The organism is Chitinophaga qingshengii (assembly GCF_014529935.1).
In the GTDB taxonomy this organism is placed as follows: domain Bacteria; phylum Bacteroidota; class Bacteroidia; order Chitinophagales; family Chitinophagaceae; genus Chitinophaga; species Chitinophaga qingshengii.
The window spans coordinates 45,658-62,981 of the sequence record NZ_JACVFC010000006.1 but is presented as its reverse complement, the minus strand read 5'-3'; the positions used below and the strand labels follow the sequence as shown (position 1 = coordinate 62,981).

Annotated in this window: 17 protein-coding genes and 6 tRNA genes; 18 read left to right on the top strand and 5 right to left on the bottom strand. The window is 47.2% G+C overall.

Features of this window, described 5'->3' with window-relative positions; genetic code table 11:
- The first annotated feature begins 5 nt into the window (after nt 1-5).
- The 4 genes from ICL07_RS29625 (at nt 6) to ICL07_RS29610 (ending at nt 4,223) form a co-directional block, all read left to right on the top strand.
- The gene (locus ICL07_RS29625) at nt 6-1,340 is read left to right on the top strand and encodes a SusD/RagB family nutrient-binding outer membrane lipoprotein (RefSeq protein ID WP_188091693.1); all 1,335 of its coding nucleotides are present in this window, start codon (nt 6-8) and stop codon (nt 1,338-1,340) included.
- Nucleotides 1,341-1,425: 85 nt separating this feature from the next.
- A complete protein-coding gene (locus ICL07_RS29620; RefSeq protein ID WP_188091692.1) occupies nt 1,426-1,740 on the top strand; it encodes a DUF3467 domain-containing protein in 315 nt (104 codons plus the stop codon).
- A 7-nt stretch (nt 1,741-1,747) separates the two neighbouring features.
- Nucleotides 1,748-2,821 (top strand): Ldh family oxidoreductase, encoded by a 1,074-nt coding sequence (locus ICL07_RS29615; RefSeq protein ID WP_188091691.1) that lies wholly within the window; start codon nt 1,748-1,750, stop codon nt 2,819-2,821.
- Nucleotides 2,822-2,900: 79 nt separating this feature from the next.
- Nucleotides 2,901-4,223: an aspartate kinase gene (locus ICL07_RS29610; RefSeq protein WP_188091690.1), complete on the top strand. Its 1,323-nt coding sequence runs from the start codon at nt 2,901-2,903 to the stop codon at nt 4,221-4,223.
- A gap of 60 nt (nt 4,224-4,283) precedes the next feature.
- Here ICL07_RS29610 and ICL07_RS29605 read toward each other — a convergent pair whose 3' ends face one another.
- From ICL07_RS29605 to dinB, 4 genes are read right to left on the bottom strand one after another with little or no spacing between them, the layout of a single operon-like run.
- Nucleotides 4,284-4,745 carry an RES family NAD+ phosphorylase gene (locus tag ICL07_RS29605; protein WP_188091689.1) on the bottom strand — a complete coding sequence of 154 codons (462 nt, stop codon included), beginning with the start codon at nt 4,743-4,745 and terminating at the stop codon, nt 4,284-4,286.
- A gap of 5 nt (nt 4,746-4,750) precedes the next feature.
- Entirely contained in the window at nt 4,751-5,203 is a 453-nt protein-coding gene (parS, locus tag ICL07_RS29600) for a type II RES/Xre toxin-antitoxin system antitoxin (RefSeq protein ID WP_188091688.1), read from the bottom strand.
- Nucleotides 5,204-5,244: 41 nt separating this feature from the next.
- A complete protein-coding gene (locus ICL07_RS29595) occupies nt 5,245-8,196 on the bottom strand; it encodes a DNA polymerase III subunit alpha (protein ID WP_188091687.1) in 2,952 nt (983 codons plus the stop codon).
- 1 nt (nt 8,197) lies between these two features.
- The gene (gene dinB, locus ICL07_RS29590) at nt 8,198-9,412 is read right to left on the bottom strand and encodes a DNA polymerase IV (RefSeq protein WP_188091686.1); all 1,215 of its coding nucleotides are present in this window, start codon (nt 9,410-9,412) and stop codon (nt 8,198-8,200) included.
- A 344-nt stretch (nt 9,413-9,756) separates the two neighbouring features.
- On the opposite strand from dinB, the gene ICL07_RS29585 reads away from it, so the two are divergent.
- Entirely contained in the window at nt 9,757-10,419 is a 663-nt protein-coding gene (locus tag ICL07_RS29585) for an SdpI family protein (protein WP_188091685.1), read from the top strand.
- Between the two features lie 80 nt (nt 10,420-10,499).
- On the opposite strand, the gene ICL07_RS29580 is transcribed toward ICL07_RS29585, so the two are convergent.
- Nucleotides 10,500-10,946 (bottom strand): hypothetical protein, encoded by a 447-nt coding sequence (locus ICL07_RS29580; protein WP_188091684.1) that lies wholly within the window; start codon nt 10,944-10,946, stop codon nt 10,500-10,502.
- Between the two features lie 108 nt (nt 10,947-11,054).
- Here ICL07_RS29580 and ICL07_RS29575 point away from each other — a divergent pair, with 108 nt between their 5' ends.
- From ICL07_RS29575 to nusG, 13 genes are all read left to right on the top strand, one after another.
- Entirely contained in the window at nt 11,055-11,807 is a 753-nt protein-coding gene (locus ICL07_RS29575; RefSeq protein ID WP_188091683.1) for an XRE family transcriptional regulator, read from the top strand.
- 394 nt (nt 11,808-12,201) lie between these two features.
- The gene (rpsU, locus tag ICL07_RS29570; protein WP_188091682.1) at nt 12,202-12,399 is read left to right on the top strand and encodes a 30S ribosomal protein S21; all 198 of its coding nucleotides are present in this window, start codon (nt 12,202-12,204) and stop codon (nt 12,397-12,399) included.
- A 90-nt stretch (nt 12,400-12,489) separates the two neighbouring features.
- The gene (locus ICL07_RS29565; protein WP_246485205.1) at nt 12,490-13,428 is read left to right on the top strand and encodes a tyrosine-type recombinase/integrase; all 939 of its coding nucleotides are present in this window, start codon (nt 12,490-12,492) and stop codon (nt 13,426-13,428) included.
- 163 nt (nt 13,429-13,591) lie between these two features.
- Nucleotides 13,592-13,891, top strand: a complete 300-nt coding sequence (gene hpf, locus ICL07_RS29560; protein ID WP_188091680.1) for a ribosome hibernation-promoting factor, HPF/YfiA family — start codon at nt 13,592-13,594, stop codon at nt 13,889-13,891.
- Between the two features lie 235 nt (nt 13,892-14,126).
- A tRNA-Thr gene (locus ICL07_RS29555) sits at nt 14,127-14,200 on the top strand.
- 72 nt (nt 14,201-14,272) lie between these two features.
- Nucleotides 14,273-14,358 (top strand) — tRNA-Tyr (locus ICL07_RS29550).
- Nucleotides 14,359-14,550: 192 nt separating this feature from the next.
- A tRNA-Gly gene (locus ICL07_RS29545) sits at nt 14,551-14,623 on the top strand.
- 15 nt (nt 14,624-14,638) lie between these two features.
- Nucleotides 14,639-14,710: transfer RNA gene (locus ICL07_RS29540), tRNA-Thr, on the top strand.
- Nucleotides 14,711-14,830: 120 nt separating this feature from the next.
- Nucleotides 14,831-14,911, top strand: a tRNA-OTHER gene (locus ICL07_RS29535).
- A 74-nt stretch (nt 14,912-14,985) separates the two neighbouring features.
- Complete coding sequence (tuf, locus tag ICL07_RS29530) at nt 14,986-16,173, top strand: elongation factor Tu (protein ID WP_188091679.1); 1,188 nt, start codon at nt 14,986-14,988, stop codon at nt 16,171-16,173.
- Between the two features lie 101 nt (nt 16,174-16,274).
- Nucleotides 16,275-16,348: transfer RNA gene (locus ICL07_RS29525), tRNA-Trp, on the top strand.
- Between the two features lie 99 nt (nt 16,349-16,447).
- Nucleotides 16,448-16,645: a preprotein translocase subunit SecE gene (gene secE, locus ICL07_RS29520; protein ID WP_188091678.1), complete on the top strand. Its 198-nt coding sequence runs from the start codon at nt 16,448-16,450 to the stop codon at nt 16,643-16,645.
- Between the two features lie 4 nt (nt 16,646-16,649).
- Nucleotides 16,650-17,216: a transcription termination/antitermination protein NusG gene (gene nusG / locus ICL07_RS29515; protein ID WP_078667076.1), complete on the top strand. Its 567-nt coding sequence runs from the start codon at nt 16,650-16,652 to the stop codon at nt 17,214-17,216.
- Nucleotides 17,217-17,324: the final 108 nt, after the last annotated feature.

Genomic DNA, 17,324 nt, shown 5'->3' with positions numbered 1-17,324 from the left:
AAGTTATGACTATTCTCAATAAAACACTGGTGAGTGCGGGTTTGGCAGCCCTACTTGCTTTGGGATCCGGCTGTAAAAAATATCTGGATGTTAACGAAAACCGCGATAGTCCCCTGGATGCTCCGCCGGCGGCAATCCTGACAGGCGCACAGGTAACTACCGGCTTTGTTTTGGGAGGTGCTGATGTGGCGTTGACCGCTAGCCTCCTCACCAACCAGGTAGATGGCACCAGCCAACAATTTAAAAACTATCAGCTATACCAGATTGTAGCTGATAACCTGACCAATTGCTGGGGTAGCATCTATCAGGGCGTGCTGAATGACCTGGTGGAGTTGCGCAAAAAGTCAGATGCTCAAAAATGGTATTTCTTTAGCGGCGCCAGTAAAATAATGACCGCCTATGTATTGGGTGCCACCACTGATCTTTGGGGTGATATACCTTATAGCGACGGCTTTAAGGGATTGGATTTTAAATTCCAGGCTAAATATGATAAGCAGGAAGATATCTATAAAGCCATAGATGGCCTGTTAACTGCCGGCATCGCCGATCTGCAGCAGCCGCAACTGGGCCTTATGCCCGGGGATAATGATGTGATGTATAGCGGAAGTACTAAGCTTTGGATCAAATTTGCCAATTCCTACCGGCTGCGTACCCTGATCCATCTTACCAAAAAAGATCCTGCTGGTTACGCGCAGAAAGTGATTGATGCGGCGGGGGCGGCAGGAGGTATCATTACCAAGCCGGAGGAAATAGCACAGATTTATTTCCTCGCCGACCCTACCAGGGCTAATCCCATTCAACAGTTCAATGACCAGCGTCCCGGCTATGTTACTTATGGTGAGTCTGCCATGTTTGAAGCGATGAATGCATTGGGAGATCCGCGGGTAGATCCTTATCTGGGAGGCGCCTACGATTCTAAAAATTCTCCGGTGTACCTGATAACTGACTATGAAGTAAATTTTATCCTGGCAGAAGCCCATGCCCGCCTGGGACACGATGCAGACGCTCAAAAGTATTATGAAGCAGGGGTACTGGGCTCTTTTGCTTCTGTGAAAACTGATCCGGGTGATTATCTGACCAAACCGGAGGTGAAATACAATCCGAATGCCAGTGCGGAAGATAAGCTAAAGCTGATTATGACGCAGAAGTATTACGCCATGTATCTGCAGGCGGAAAACTTCACCGATTGGCGCCGTACAGGGTACCCTGTATTGACCTCCAAGAATCCTGGCAAGGAAATTCCCAGGCGTTATCCTTATCCGCAGTCGGAACTTTCCTATAACAAAAGCAATGTGCCTACCGGTATTTCCCTCACCTCTAAAATGTGGTGGGACCAGTAAAAACACCATTTAACCCCTTTCTATAAAAAAAGAGGGCTCATTTGAGCCCTCTTTTTCTATTTTTGTAGGGCTAAATCATACAGATATGGAAAATCAGCACGAAGAACAGAGTCAGCTTAACATCGAGTTAAATGAAGAGATTGCAGAAGGACAATATGCTAACCTCGCTATCATCACCCATTCGAATGCCGAATTTGTAGTGGATTTTGTTAATGTGATGCCCGGCCTGCCAAAGGCTAAGGTCAAATCCCGCATCATTCTCACTCCCCAGCACGCCAAGCGCTTCATGAAAGCCTTACAGGATAATATCAAGAAGTATGAGTCTGTTCATGGTACTATCCAGGACCAGGAACCGGTTTCCGTACCCATGAATTTTGGTGGTCCCACTGCTCAAGCCTGATTTTACCATGGAACATATTTATTCTTATCATCATCTGACGGAGTTTACCCGGGAAGTTTTTATTCGGATGGGTTGCTCTCACGATCACGCCATGCTTGCCAGCGAAGTGCTGGTAGCAGCTGATTTGCGCGGAATAGACTCTCATGGCGTAGCCCGGTTGTCCGGCTATGTACGTTTGTGGGAAGCCAAAAGAATCAATGCCCGCCCGAATATCCGCATTGTGCATGAAACGCCCAGTACGGCCGTAGTAGACGGCGATGCAGGCTTGGGGCTGGTAGTAGCGCCGTTCGCCATGGAAGTAGCCATGCAGAAAGCCGCTGTTGCGGGTACGGGTTGGGTAAGCGTGAAAAACTCCAATCACTTTGGTATCGCTGGTTATCACGCCATGAAAGCGCTGGACCAGGATATGATCGGGATGGCGATGACCAACGCCAGCCCGCTGGTAGCGCCCACTTTCGCCAAAGAGCGCATGTTGGGTACCAACCCGATTGCAGTGGCTATCCCCGCAAAGGAACAACCGCCTTTCGTGGCTGATTTCGCTACTACAACGGCTGCCAACGGTAAACTGGAAATTTTACAGCGTAAGAACCAGGAAGCCCCTTATGGCTGGATCCAGGATAAAGATGGCAACCCCAGCACCAACCCTCATGAGCTCAAGGATGGCGGGGCATTGCTGCCTTTAGGCGGCGACCGTGACCATGGAAGTCATAAAGGGTATTGTTTGGGAGCAATAGTTGATATATTTTCGGCCGTTCTTTCCGGGGCTAATTATGGACCATGGGCGCCTCCCTTTGTGAGCTTCCTGCCCCTGGCGCCGGATCCGGTAGGAGAGGGACTGGGACATTTCTTCGGAGCCATGCGGGTAGATGCTTTCCGTCCGGCCGATGAGTTTAAGTCCCATATGGACACCTGGATCAATCGCTTCAGGGCTGCCGTGCCGGTAGAAGGAAAACAGGTGCTCATACCCGGTGATCCCGAAAGGGAAATGCAATACCAGCGGCTGCAAAACGGTATCCCCGTATTGGCGCCGGTAGTGAAAGATATGCAGGAGGTAGCTGCTAAATTCAATTTGAATTTTTAAATTTCAATCATTTATATAAACAGCCGGAAAACCCGCCAGTAGGCTATCTTCCGGCATCAGGCAAAAACAATATATTCAGATGAAAGTGTTAAAATTTGGTGGAACCTCCGTGGGAAAACCAGAGCGCATGCATTCAGTAGCGCAACTGATCACTGCAGATAATGATCAGAAAATTGTGGTACTGTCTGCCCTGTCAGGCACCACAAACGCACTCGTGGAAATCAGCCAGTCATTGTCGGAAGGCAAAAAGGCACAGGCGAAGCAGCAGATAGACAAGCTGGAAAGCCACTACAGGACCTTTTGCGATCAGCTGGTGAAGCAGGAGGCTGGCCGTGCCAGCGCGAAAGCCATCATTGATGAACACTTCGAATTTCTGAACATCATCCTGAAGATATCTTTTAACGAAGCCTTGAATAAAGATATCCTCGCACAGGGTGAGTTATTGTCTACACGCCTGTTCTGCGTATCCCTGGAAGAAGCCGGCATTTCCGCCGTATTACTGCCGGCGCTGGATTTCATGAGCATCGACGAATACGAAGAACCGGAAATCCCTAAAATCAAAATCAAACTGGGTAACCTCATCAGCCAGCATAAAGGCGAAAAATTATTCATCACCCAGGGGTATATCTGCCGTAATGCAAGAGGCGAAGTAGATAACCTGAAACGCGGTGGCAGCGATTATTCCGCTTCCCTGATCGGTGCTGCTATCCAGGCCGATGAAATCCAGATCTGGACAGACATCGACGGTATGCACAACAACGATCCGCGGGTGGTGAAAAAAACCTTCCCGATCGAACAATTGTCTTTCGATGAAGCTGCCGAGCTGGCCTACTTTGGTGCTAAAATTCTGCACCCTGCCTCTATCTGGCCTGCCCAGCATTTTAATATCCCGGTAAAGCTGCTCAACACCATGCAGCCTGAAGCCAAAGGCACTATCATCACTGAACTGCCGAATGGTAACGGCGCTAAAGCTATTGCTGCCAAAGATGGTATCATCGCTATCAAGATCAAATCCAGCCGCATGCTGCTGGCCTACGGTTTCCTCCGGAAAATATTTGAAGTGTTTGAAAAATACCGCACCCCGATCGATATGATCACCACTTCCGAAGTGGCGGTATCACTCACGATCGACAGCGAAGCGCACCTGGACCAGATCCTGAAGGAACTGCAGCCGTTCGGTACCGTGGAACTGGATCACCATCAAACCATCGTTTCCATCGTAGGTAATGAGGTGGCTGCTACGCCTTCCATTATCACCAAATTGTTTGATGCCATGGAAGGTATTCCTTTACGGATGATCTCCTACGGCGGCAGCAGGCATAATATTTCCATCCTGGTGAATGGCCAGTTCAAGGAAAAAACACTGCAGGTGCTGAACAAAGGACTGTTCGGTTTAGAGTAGTTATTAACAATCTCTGCATAAAAAAGGGCGATATCCAACCGGTATCGCCCTTTTTATAGGTTATACTTTTCTGAGTCGTTGATCAAATACAAAAGGCTGCGTATCGGAGATGGTAATGCGGGCAGCATCCGGATGCAGGGGATTGATGAGATAGTTGTGTTCTTCCGCAATTACAACGGAAGGAATACGGAGCACGGCATATCGGGCGGTATCTATCCACTCGTCGCCTACGCTTTGCAGGGCGGGAAATGGCGCCAGCGATTGCCAGCCGGAAGGAAGATCTTTTTTAGTCAGCACTTTAACGGCAATATCGTCTGGGATCTGAATGGTAGCAATGCAAAAATCCTGGATGATATTTTTTAGCGGTATGTGTACCAGTACCTCGAGGGCAGAGAGTGCCCTGCTGCCGGCAGTATAAACGATCGCATGACCAGGACTGTTCCACCGGCCGCCGTACAAACGGGCACCGGTGCCGGTGAGGTCATTGATGTAGGCACATTTGCTGATCCTGTAAACATCCATGATAGTTAGGCGAATATTCCGTGTTCGATACGTCCCAATTCATCTTCAATCAGCTGGAAGCCGAAAGTAGTATCTAACAGGGAAATGGGGAGTTGATAGTTAAAGGCAGGAAGCGGGGTGCGCATCCACTCTTTGAAGTTTTCCAGGTTACCGAAAACTTCGGTACCCCGCTGGTATAGCTGGGAGAGGAGAATGGCCCGTTCAGACGTGTCTGCGGAAAGTTTCGCGTCGTCTGCGTACCGTTGCAGGGTTCTTTCTGAAATATGCAGTATCTGCGCTAGTTCAGCCAAAGAAAAAGAAAGCTGACGGCTCAGATTGACCAGGGCTCTTTTCAGTACGCCACTACGCGATAGCTGAATAAAATCAAAATAACCACTGCCCGGAACATAGGCTGCTCCGGGATGTTCGACAATCATCAAGGTATTTTCCTGCACCTGGTACTTTTTTGCATGTTTCATAAACCCGACATTTGACACAAAAATACAACAATTTGTCGTAATTACCGGAATTGTTTGTCTTCAAAATACCCAATCTTCTTCATCTGACTGATTTCCAGGGTGATAACATTGTATTCTGACATGACTTTTCCCTGCAAAATATAAAAACCGTTTTTCTGAAAGGGGTATTGACGCAGGCTGTCGGGGAAATGGATAGTATCGATAAACCGTCCTTCCCGGTCGAGGAAAGTGCCGAAACACATGGGCTCGCCTTTGGCGGTACGCATGGCTTTCGTAGTAACAAGGTATCCCAACGTGGTGATAACCTGGTGGAGATGTTGGGGAAACTCACGGGCAGGGATATACGCTGATTGATCGTGTGCCAGTACTTCAAAGGGAGAAGCCAGTGGAAACCCCAGCAGGTCTATCTCATCAAAAGCATCTTCATGCTGATGATAAGCCAGTTCCGGCAGCTGGCAATTCACCGGTGCGGCGGAAAATAATGGCAGGTTATGCACACCGGCGGTGCTTTGCCGGGTCAACAGGCTGCTTTTCCATAACAGCTGTTTTTTTGTTTGGCCGGTAAAATGAAAACAGCCGATACGAATCAGTAACTCCAGTTGTTCTGCACCGGGAGCGATCCGGCTACAGAAATCGTCCAGGTGCAGGTAGGGGCCGCACTGCCGGCGTTCCTCCAGGATTCTCTCCGCCAGCGCCTGTTCCAGCCCTTCTACATGGATCAGGCCTACATATACATCCTGCTCTTTGATATTGGTAGGATAGTCGCTGTTATTGATACAGGGGGGATGAATAGTGACCCCGGTTTTTTTCAGCTCCCGGAAATACAATTCCCGGTTGTAGAAACCGCCGAAGTTGTTGATCACCGCTACCATAAATTCCGCCGGGAAATAAGTTTTCAGGTAAAGGCTTTGATAACTTTCTACCGCGAAACTGGCGGAGTGGGCTTTGGAAAAGGAGAAATGGGCAAAGCTGGCAATCTGTCGCCATACTTCTGCCGATACCTCATGCGGACGGCCCAGTTGTGCGCAGTTGGTAAAAAAGCGTTCCTGTATTTTTTCAAAATCTTTTGTCCCCCGGTATTTACCGGCCATAGCGCGCCGCAGGGAATCTGCATCGGCCAGTTCCATGTTGGCATATTCGTGGGCTACCCTGATTACATCTTCCTGATATACCATAATACCAAAGGTGTCTCCCAGTAATTCCCGGATAATAGGATGTAAATAAACAACACTGGCAGGATTACGGTAACTATGGATGTACTGTTTCATCATCCCGGATTGCGCCACGCCCGGCCGGATGATGGAACTGGCGGCTACCAGTGTGTGGTAATTGTCGCATTCCAGTTTTTGCAGCAGCTGCCGCATTGCGGGAGATTCGATATAGAAACAGCCAATAGTATTCACTTTTTTCAGGTTCTCCCTGACTTTCTCATCCACCATAAAGGATTTTACATCATGTATGTCGATGTCTGTCTGTTTGTTTTTGCGGATGATGTCGATTGTATCGCGGATATGTCCCAGGCCACGCTGACTAAGGATATCAAACTTATACAGGCCGATGCGCTCTGCCTGCCACATATCCAGTTGCGCCGTGCTGAAACCTTTGGGCGGCAGATGGGTAGTGCAATACTGATGAATGGGCGCATCACTGATCAGGATGCCGCCGGCATGGATACTGAGGTGATTGGGGAAAGATTTTTCCTGGTCCATCAATTTGCTGAAACGCTGGATCTTGCGCTGGATATCATCTTCATTCAGTTGTATGTTGAAACCATTTTCCAGTATCCGGTCGATTTCTTTTTTAGGAAGACCATAGACTTTGCCCATTTCCCGGATGATGGCATTGGTTTGGAAAGTGGTGACAGTGCCCAGCAGTGCCGTGTGGCTGTCACCGTATTTATCGAATACATACCGGATGATTGCGTCCCGGTCGCGCCATGAAAAATCGATATCAAAATCCGGAGGAGTAGTGCGGTAGGGATTAAGAAAACGTTCAAAGAACAGGTTCAGTTCTATCGGGTCTACATCTGTGATCCTGAGGCAGTAAGCGATGATGGAATTGGCGCCGCTGCCGCGTCCTACATAGAAAAACTGCCGTTCCCGGGCATAACGAATGATATCCCAGGTAATCAGGAAATAGGCTTCAAATTCCAGCTGGGCCACGATCGCCAGTTCTTTTTCGATACGGCGGGCAGCTTCCGGATTGTCTTTTCCATAGCGGTATTCCATGCCTTCATAAGCCAGTTGCCGCAACAGTTGCCGGTCTTCTTCCACGCTACCTGAAAAACATTTCCGGTTACGGGGTGTTTCCAGTTCCATTTCCACTTCGCAGGTTTCCAGGATGCGGAGGGTATTTTCCACGATATGCGGGTATAGTTCAAAGTGTTCCACCATTTTAGCCGGATGGATAAACTGATCGTGGACAGTGCCGGTGGTATGCGGTTCCAGCCGGGAGATCAGGATATTCTGGTCGATGGCGCGCAATACGCGGTGCAGTTCAAAATGCTCCTTGTCCTGGAACGTTACCGGATGCATGATCACCAGTTGATGGCGGATGCTGACAGTATCTACCCGGAAGAGTTTATTAAGATCGCGGGGTTTGACGCCCAGTAGTTCATGGGCTTGCAGGCTGGCCGGAGGAACGGCGCCCCAGGCATAGATAGCCCAGGTACCGGGAAGGGCAGGGGCCCTGTCGGGAAATGGTTGATCGCGGCGCAGTTGATCGGAGAGAAAACGGTTGATATGGTACCAGCCTTCCTGGTTGCGGGCCAGCAGCAGGTATTTTAAATCTGACTGGTTACGGCATTCCACGCCCAGTACCGGTTTTATGAGATGTTTCCGGCATAGTTCCACAAATTGCCAGGCATCGGAAGTGATGTTGATATTGGTGAGGGCCAGTGTGGTGATGCCCAGCTGTGCGGCTTTCTGTACCAGCATTTCGGCTGGCATGGTGCCATAGCGCAGGCTGAAGAATGTTTTGCAGTTCAGGTACATGTTATCCTTTGTAATACGGCATGATATCTTTTTTCGGTGCGGACTGTTTGCGTTTGTCCGGCGGCACTACGTTGGTGCCTTTCAGGAGGGTGTCCCATCCGAAGCGGTTTTTGATCTGATCGATGGCCTGGTAGAGGGCAATCATTTCCTGGCTGTCATCGAACAGGCTGATCTGGTGGTTGCCTTGTACGAGATGGCTGAAACGCACGCCTATCAGGCGTACCAGCAGGCGGCGGTCGTACAGTTTTTTGAACAGGTCTTTTACTTTTTCCAGCAGTACATGATCGGAGCAGCTATAGGGGATCGTCATTTGTTTGGTGACCGTTTCAAAGTCGGAATACCGGATTTTAACGGTGATGCAGCCTGTCAGCTTATTTTGTTGCCGTAGTTCAAACGCGATTTTTTCGGTCATCCGTACCAGTTCCGCGTGCAGGAATGCCAGGTCGATGGTGTCTGCCGGGAAGGTACTTTCTGTGGAGATGGATTTTTGTTCATAGTAGGGTACTACCGGGGAGTCGTCGATGCCGTTGGCTTTCCGCCAGAGGGAGATACCGTTTTTTCCCATCCAGGCTTCCAGCAGGGAAGGGGGGACTTCGCTGAGTGTTTTCACGGTTTCCACCCCGCGGCGCCGTAGTTGGGCCGCTGTTTCCTTGCCTACCATCGGTATTTTCTCAACCGGCATCGGGGCGAGGAAATTTTTTTCATCTCCGAACAGAATTTCCAGTTGACCGTTGGGTTTCGCTTCATCGGTAGCTACTTTGGAGACGAGTTTGTTGGAGGCCAGTCCGAACGATATCGGCAGACCGGATTCTTTGATGATGGCTTTGCGTAGTTCTGTGGTCCATTTGAGGGAACCAAAGAATTTATCCATGCCGGAGAGGTCGAGGTAAAACTCATCGATAGAGGATTTCTCATACAGCGGGGCTTTATCAGCGATGATGCTGGTTACTTCCCGGGATTTTTCGCTGTAGCGGTCCATATCGCCGCTGCGGACGATAGCATGGGGGCATAGGCGCAGGGCGGTTTTCATAGGCATAGCGGAGTGGATGCCGAAGCGTCGTGCTTCGTAGCTGCAGGCGGCTACCACGGCGCGGTCGCTGCTGCCGCCTATCAGTAAGGGTTTGCCTTTCAGCTGGCTATCCTGCAGGCATTCCACGGACACAAAAAAACAATCCAGGTCAAAATGAGCGATAGCCCGCTGTTGTAACGTAATCATGCTGCGCTGTTTTAAAGTGTAGTGGATGACGGGCGAAAGCATATACCGCTCCCGGAAGCGTCCACTGCGTTCCGGAAGCGATAATCGGATGGCAGGCCGGGCGAAGGGTCGGCACGGATAGTGATCAGCAGGGCCTGCCAGCCGTCATCACTCGATCTGTTGCAAAAGTACTAAATTATTTAGTTTTGCTAAAATTATTAGTATTTATTTCTGCAAATATTTTATTCCCGGGTTCAATTTTCCTAACTTTGATACAACATATCTGAGGAGCCATCTGTAATATAAGAGAATGGAAATGAGAGAATAAGGAAAGAGTGAATGTTCATCTTTTAAACCATCTTCTCATGAAACAGGTACAAGCGTCGAAGGAGTTTTTAATCCTGGTGTTGTTACTCTTGCCCATGGCTTATCTGGCCATTATCTGGAACTCCCTGCCGACTGTTATCCCTACCGATCAGGACGTATCAGACCAGACAGGAAGCAGAAGTGCGTTTTTGTTGCTGATGATTTTCCTGTTTGTGACCAATGCGTTGATTTATGCCTTGTTCCGTTTTGTTCCCAAGGCGGAGGAGGGGCCTACTGTGGTAGGCGGGGACCAGAAGGAGTTTTACCGGAGCCGTTTCATTATACATATTTACCTGGCGTTGTTTACCTGTCTCATTATTTTTATGGTAAGCCTGGGGCAGCCGTTTGCGATGGAGCGCTGGGCTTTCGTGGGAGTGGGCTTGCTGATTGCCGGGATAGGCCTATATTTGTGGAAGCTGCAGCTGGAGCCTAATCACTATGTGGGCGTGCGTACACCCTGGACCCTGCAGAGTAAGGAGATTTGGAGAGAAACCCACCGGATGGCGGGTACCCTTTGGGTGAGCGCCGGCGTGGTGATGATCATCGCAGGTTTTTTCCTGTCGCTCGTTACCGGGGTGTTCCTGATCTTTTTCGCTTCCATGGTACTGGCAGCGTTGCCTTACATTTATTCGTTCCGGTTATACAACAAGGACAAAGGGTAAGTTTATTCATAGTGGTCAATCATAGAAAAAGAAAAAAGGCGACCTGATGGCCGCCTTTTTTCATGTAATGCATTTTGCTCTTAGTACCAGTTTGCACCCAGCGCCTGACGGAAAGGCCATGGAATAAGAGCCAGTATCAGGATAAATGCGATCCCGTAGAATATCAGGGCCAGCTTGTGTTTCTGGGCATCGGAAGTTGCTTTTTTAACTTTGGATTTGCCGATATGCACCAGGGCAATGGCAATCACAGCCATCAGGGTATGTTCTACCGTAAAAAAGCGGAGCGCAGAATTTTTCATGGCAGCACCCATATCAGCCAGTCCGGCTTTTGCTTTCTCACTGAAAACGAAATATAACAGCAGTCCAACCAGCAACTGAATATCACAGAAGATCATGAAAAACAGTCCTGCTTTATTGTCTGCTGCGGTAAACGGTGTTTTTCCGGACACGCCTTTAAACGCCCGGATAACAGCCCAAAGCCCGGCTAATACGATTGCCCATCTCAGAAGGGAATGTAGATGTACCATAACAAGTTGATTTTACCGGGCAAAAATAAGCGAAGCGTCTTGAATATATTTGGGATTTTATAAAATTATTTGCTAATTTTGTTAGCAAGGTACTAAATTATTTAGGTTATGTCCGTAGTATGCCAGAATTTAAAATATCTGCGTAAGCAAAAAGGCTGGACGCAACAGGAGTTTGCAGACAAGCTGGGGATTAAACGTTCCCTGCTGGGAGCTTATGAGGAAGAGCGTGCGGAACCTCGTACGGAAGTACTGGAACAGGTCAGTGACATGTTCCGGGTTTCTATAGATGACCTCCTTCGCCGCGACCTGGGTTCCCAGAAAGACAATTTCCTGGAGAAACGCCGTCAGCAGAAACTGGGCAATGCCCGCCAGGCTATCCAGTTTGTGCCGGTGAAAGCCGCTGCCGGTTACCTGGCCGGTTATAATGACGACGAGTTTATCGAGGAACTGAATACGTTTACCCTGCCTATGCTGGGCGCCGGCGATTACCGGGCTTTTGAAATAGCAGGGGATTCCATGTTGCCCGTTCCTTCCGGCTCCGTAATCGTATGCCATAAGGTAGATGGCTGGGAAGAGATCAAAAACAATGAAACCTATATTGTGGTGACTTCCAGGGAAGGTATTGTTTTCAAAAGAGTGCTGAAAAGCAATCGCTCCAAATCCAGGATTACCCTGTTGTCTGATAACCCCCAGTTTGAACCCTACCCGGTAGAAATGGAGGAGGTACTGGAACTGTGGCAGTCCGATGCCGTTATCAGCAAATCCAGCCAGCAAAGCCGCATGAGTGTGAACCATCTGGCGGATATGGTGAGCCACCTGCAAGACCAGGTGAGCCTGCTGAAGAAAAAAATCAAGGATTAATACAGGGGAGTTTGATACAGCGGGGTGAGCTACGCCATGAGCCGCAGTATTGCTTATTCCTGAAGTTTATCATTTCTGATCCGCGAACTACGCCTTGAGCCGCAGCATGGGCTGCGAAATAAAGGTGGTGGATTATTGGCTATATCTGGTAGCTGACGATGGTGGCCGGCTGCCTGGGGGACCTGACTATATGCCTGCTGTAGCTGCTGCCGGACCGCTATGATTTATAACGGCTGCCGCCGTTATGCGGGAAGATAATCTATCTTCGGTGTCCTTAAACCCTATCTGGCACCGGAAAGAAAAAACAAAACCAATTACAGGATGGTTTTTTGTTTTTATGAAATGTTATCTTATCTTTGCATTCCTAAAAAATAAAAAATAAGAGGCAAAAATTATGTTGATCATTGATTCTAAAGATTGCGAAAACATAGACAAGGCGCTTAAAAAATATAAAAAGAAATTTGAGAAGGCACGTATCCTGCTGCAACTCAGATCACGCCAGTCTTTTACCAAACCATCCGTAAAACGCCGTACACAGGTGTTGAAAGCTGTTTATAAACAACAGCTGGCCAGTGGTAAATTAGATGCTTAATTTGTTGTAGCCGTCACAGGCTAACGCAATTCAAAATATTTGATGATTGTAAGGTTATTTAATAACTTTACAGTCATCAATCTTTTTGCGTTGAACGAAGTACTATATTCCTTAGCCGAGCGATTTCTCTCCTACATTCAGCTCGAAAAGCGATACTCAGAGCACACCTGCACCGCTTATCGCAACGATCTCCTTCAATTTTTTGACTATACTACGGCTGCCTACGGCGCAGTGACCGTGGCAGACATTACGCATGTAATGGTGCGCAGCTGGCTGGCAGGCCTGATGGAAAACGCCATGACCGCCAAAAGCGTCAACCGTAAGATCTCCACCCTGAAATCCTTTTTTAAATTCTGTATACGTCAGGACCTGTTAAAACAGACGCCTATGACCAAAGTCGTAGCGCCTAAGATCAGTCGCCGCCTGCCGGGATTTATTGACGAAAAAGGCATGAAAGCCCTGGAAGATAACCGAAGTCCGGTATCTGTTACCACCCCCTTTATTTTTACGGATGATTTTGAGGGAGAAACCCACCGGTTGATCTTTGAGATCTTTTACCAGACAGGTATCCGTTTGTCGGAACTGATTTCCTTACAGGAATTCCGGGTAGATAAGGGTAATCTGTCTATCAAAGTAATGGGTAAAGGAGGGAAGGAGCGTATTATACCTATCAGTCCCCGGTTGTGTGAACAGATCTCAGCCTATATGGCACAGAAGCGCCGGGAGCTGGAAGAATTTGAAACAGGGGTATTGCTGGTGCATCCGCATAGCGGTCAGCGCTTATATCCCAAATATGTATACCTGATGATACGCAAGTATCTGACGGAGCATGAAATTACTACCTACAAGAAAAAAAGCCCGCACCTGCTGCGGCATACTTTCGCTACACATTTAACCAATAACGGGGCCGACCTGAAGGCGGTGAAGGACTTGTTAGGCCATGCCAGTCTTGCTTCTACGCAGGTTTATACCCATACTACGATTGAGCAGTTAAAGAAGGTGTACCAACAGGCGCATCCCAAGGCTTAGCGCATTATTTTTTCATTTTAACAAAATATTACGCGGCGGAATAGCATTGCATTACAAAAGTGAGTATATTTAATATAGAAGTTCTTTCACAACCAAGAGAATGCCTATGACCATGGTTTACGCAATAGAACCTAGATTGTTAAATATTTAAAAAATTAGTGCTATGAACGTTCAAATTCAAACTGTGCATTTTGATGCTGATTCAAAACTGATTGATCACGTGAATAAGAAATTGCAGAAACTGAACACTTTTTACGACCGGATTATCAGTGTGGATGTGTTTTTAAAATTGGATAATTTAGCGCATCAGGTTAAAGATAAAATTGCCGAAATAAGAGTACGAATACCCCGCCAGGATCTCTTTGTAAAGCATGAATCGAAATCCTTTGAAGAGTCCTTTGATCTTGCCTTTGATTCCTTAGTCAACCAGGTTAAACGCCAGAAGGAAAAGAAATTTCAATAATTTTTTAAAATAATTTTGGAAATATTAATCTCTTTGCTACCTTTGCCATCCCGATTCAAAAAGAGGGTCGGTAAAGGTAGCAAAGTTCTTTATGGTAGGGCGTTTACAGGGAGACAGATAAATTTTTAAATATCTGTAACAAACTGAAAAAAAGATTTTGAGATTTGAAAAAATCGATTAATTTTGCGCTCTCTTTCAACGAGTTACTTTTTTGAAAGAATGTTTTTTGAAAGATGCCAGCATAGCTCAGTTGGCCAGAGCTACTGATTTGTAATCAGTGGGTCGGGGGTTCGAATCCCTCTGCTGGCTCATCAAATTTTGATATTTAGCTATTTTAAAATTTTTAAATTTCAAAATAGCCAAATATCGAAATTTCAAAAAGGGCAGGTTCCAGAGCGGCCAAATGGGGCGGACTGTAAATCCGCTGTCTTTCGACTTCATAGGTTCGAATCCTATCCTGCCCACCAAAACGGCTTGTTCCGCTTTTGCGCCTAGCAGAGGCGGAACAATGTTGTTTGAGTGGAAGGTGAGAAAAATTCTCGGTGGTTGATCGGCAAATGTTTTCCCGGTGCCTGTGATACAACAGCCTTTATGTTCTTTAATTTATTCAGGATAGTTTATTCAGCGTTATTACCTTGCTGTATGGAACCATCCGGTATGCGGGAGTAGCTCAGTTGGTAGAGCGACAGCCTTCCAAGCTGTAGGTCGCGGGTTCGAACCTCGTCTCCCGCTCGCATATAATTTCAAGCTGTTGTAGCTCAGGGGTAGAGCACTTCCTTGGTAAGGAAGAGGTCGAGAGTTCAATTCTCTTCAACAGCTCTTTTGAATTTTAGAAGAGAAGCATCGCGCGGTTGCAGTGAAATCACTTCGCCACCCAATACACTCCATAAAATTCGGATTTCGGATTCGAATTTGTAATTCTCACTCCGAAATAAACTTAGCGTTGTAGCTCAATGGAAGAGCATCCCACATTTTTTATTTTTACCGGGAAGGACATGAGTTCAATTCTCATCAGCGGTACAAGTTTGTAAAAAGCCGTTTTTTTAAAACAACTATCAATACAATCTTTACAAACCATCTAAAAAGAAAATACAATGGCAAAAGAAACCTTTAAGCGGGATAAACCCCACGTAAACATTGGTACCATCGGCCACGTGGACCACGGTAAAACTACCTTGACTGCTGCCATTACCACAATTTTGGCAAACAAGGGTCTGGCAGAGAAAAGAGGCTATGATGAGATCGATGCTGCTCCTGAAGAAAAAGAAAGAGGTATCACTATCAATACAGCTCACGTTGAGTATCAGACAGCTAACCGTCACTATGCTCACGTTGACTGCCCTGGTCACGCTGACTATGTGAAAAACATGATCACCGGTGCTGCCCAGATGGACGGTGCTATCCTGGTGGTTGCCGCTACAGACGGTCCTATGCCACAAACAAGAGAGCACATCCTGCTGGCTCGCCAGGTAGGTGTACCTCGTATCGTAGTTTTCATGAACAAAGTTGACCTGGTTGACGATCCTGAGCTGCTGGAACTGGTAGAAATCGAGATCCGTGACCTGCTGTCTTCCAACGGTTTCGACGGTGACAACGTTCCTGTTATCCAGGGTTCTGCTACCGGCGCACTGGCTGGCGACGCTAAATGGGTTGGCGCTATCGACCAACTGATGGAAGCGGTTGACTCTTACATTCCGCTGCCTCCTCGTCCGGTTGATCAGGACTTCCTGATGTCTGTAGAAGACGTATTCTCTATCACCGGTCGTGGTACCGTTGCTACAGGTCGTATCGAACGCGGTCGTATCAAAGTTGGTGAGAACGTTGAAATCGTAGGTCTGCAGGAAGAACCCCTGAAATCTACTTGTACAGGTGTTGAAATGTTCAAAAAACTCCTGGACGAAGGTGAAGCTGGTGACAACGCTGGTCTGTTGCTGCGTGGTATTGAGAAAAACCAGATCCGTCGTGGTATGGTTATCTGCAAACCAGGTTCCATCACTCCGCACACTGAATTCAAATGCGAAGTTTACGTACTGAGCAAAGAAGAAGGTGGCCGTCACACTCCGTTCTTCAACAAATACCGTCCTCAGTTCTACTTCCGTACAACTGACGTAACCGGTGAAGTTGAACTGCCTGCAGGTGTTGAAATGGTAATGCCTGGTGATAACGTGACACTGACTGTAAAACTGATCCAGCCTATCGCTATGGATAAAGGTCTGAAATTCGCTATCCGCGAAGGTGGCCGTACAGTAGGTGCCGGTCAGGTTACTGAAATTCTGAAATAAGTATTTCCAAAATACTAAAAGCCATTAGCTTCGGCTATTAAATGTCAGGATTTATTATTATATTTGCTGACTGCTGAAAGCTCAAAGCTAATGGCTTATACACGGGTATGGTGCAACGGTAGCATACGGGTCTCCAAAACCTTTGATCTGGGTTCGAATCCTAGTACCCGTGCCAAGGTTAATTAAATGGTTGAATTGTTATTATTGAAATAATAGAACAATTCAACCATTTTTAGGCTTTAAACAATTGACCATAAATTATTAACTTTACAGAATGAATAAGATCAGAAACTACTTCCGCGAGTCTTATCATGAGTTGGTTTACAAAGTGTCCTGGCCTACCTGGCAGGAACTGCAGTCCTCCACCATGGTCGTGCTGATAGCAACCATCTTTGTTACAGCAATGGTTTGGGGAATGGATGCCGCTTCCAATTTTGTGTTGGCACACTATTACGAAATATTCAAAAAATAAATAAATGGATGCAACCAATATTCCTGCGCAGGAAACAAAGTGGTATGTACTCCGCGTTGTTAGTGGCAAGGAAAAAAAAGTGAAGGAGTACCTGGATATTGAAGTGCGCCGATCTGATTGGGGTAACGTTATCACGCAGGTATTTCTCCCGGTGGAGAAAGTATATAAAGTGCAGGCCGGTAAAAAAGTAATGCGTGAGAAAAACTTCTATCCCGGTTATGTGATGATTGAAGCCATTGATGGTAAAATGACCGATGAAGTGATTCAAGCCATCCGTAACGTATCCGGCGTTATTCACTTCCTGGGCAAGGAAAAACCCATTGCACTCCGTAAAGCTGAAGTCAACAAAATGCTGGGTAAAGTAGACGAACTGAGCGATCAGGGACTCACCATGAGCGAACCTTTCATCGTTGGCGAAACCATCAAGATCATCGACGGCCCGTTCAACGATTTCAACGGCGTCATCGAAGAAGTGATCGAAGACAAAAAGAAACTGAAAGTAACCGTGAAAATCTTTGGCCGCGCCACCCCTGTAGAACTGAACTTCATGCAGGTGGAAAAATTAGCATAGTTACTGCACAAATAACTTTATTGAAAAAGCGTTCCGGACCCGGAGCGCTTTTTTAATTTAGCCATTTTGTTATTTGTTTATTCAGGGAGATGCTTTTTGTACAGTATT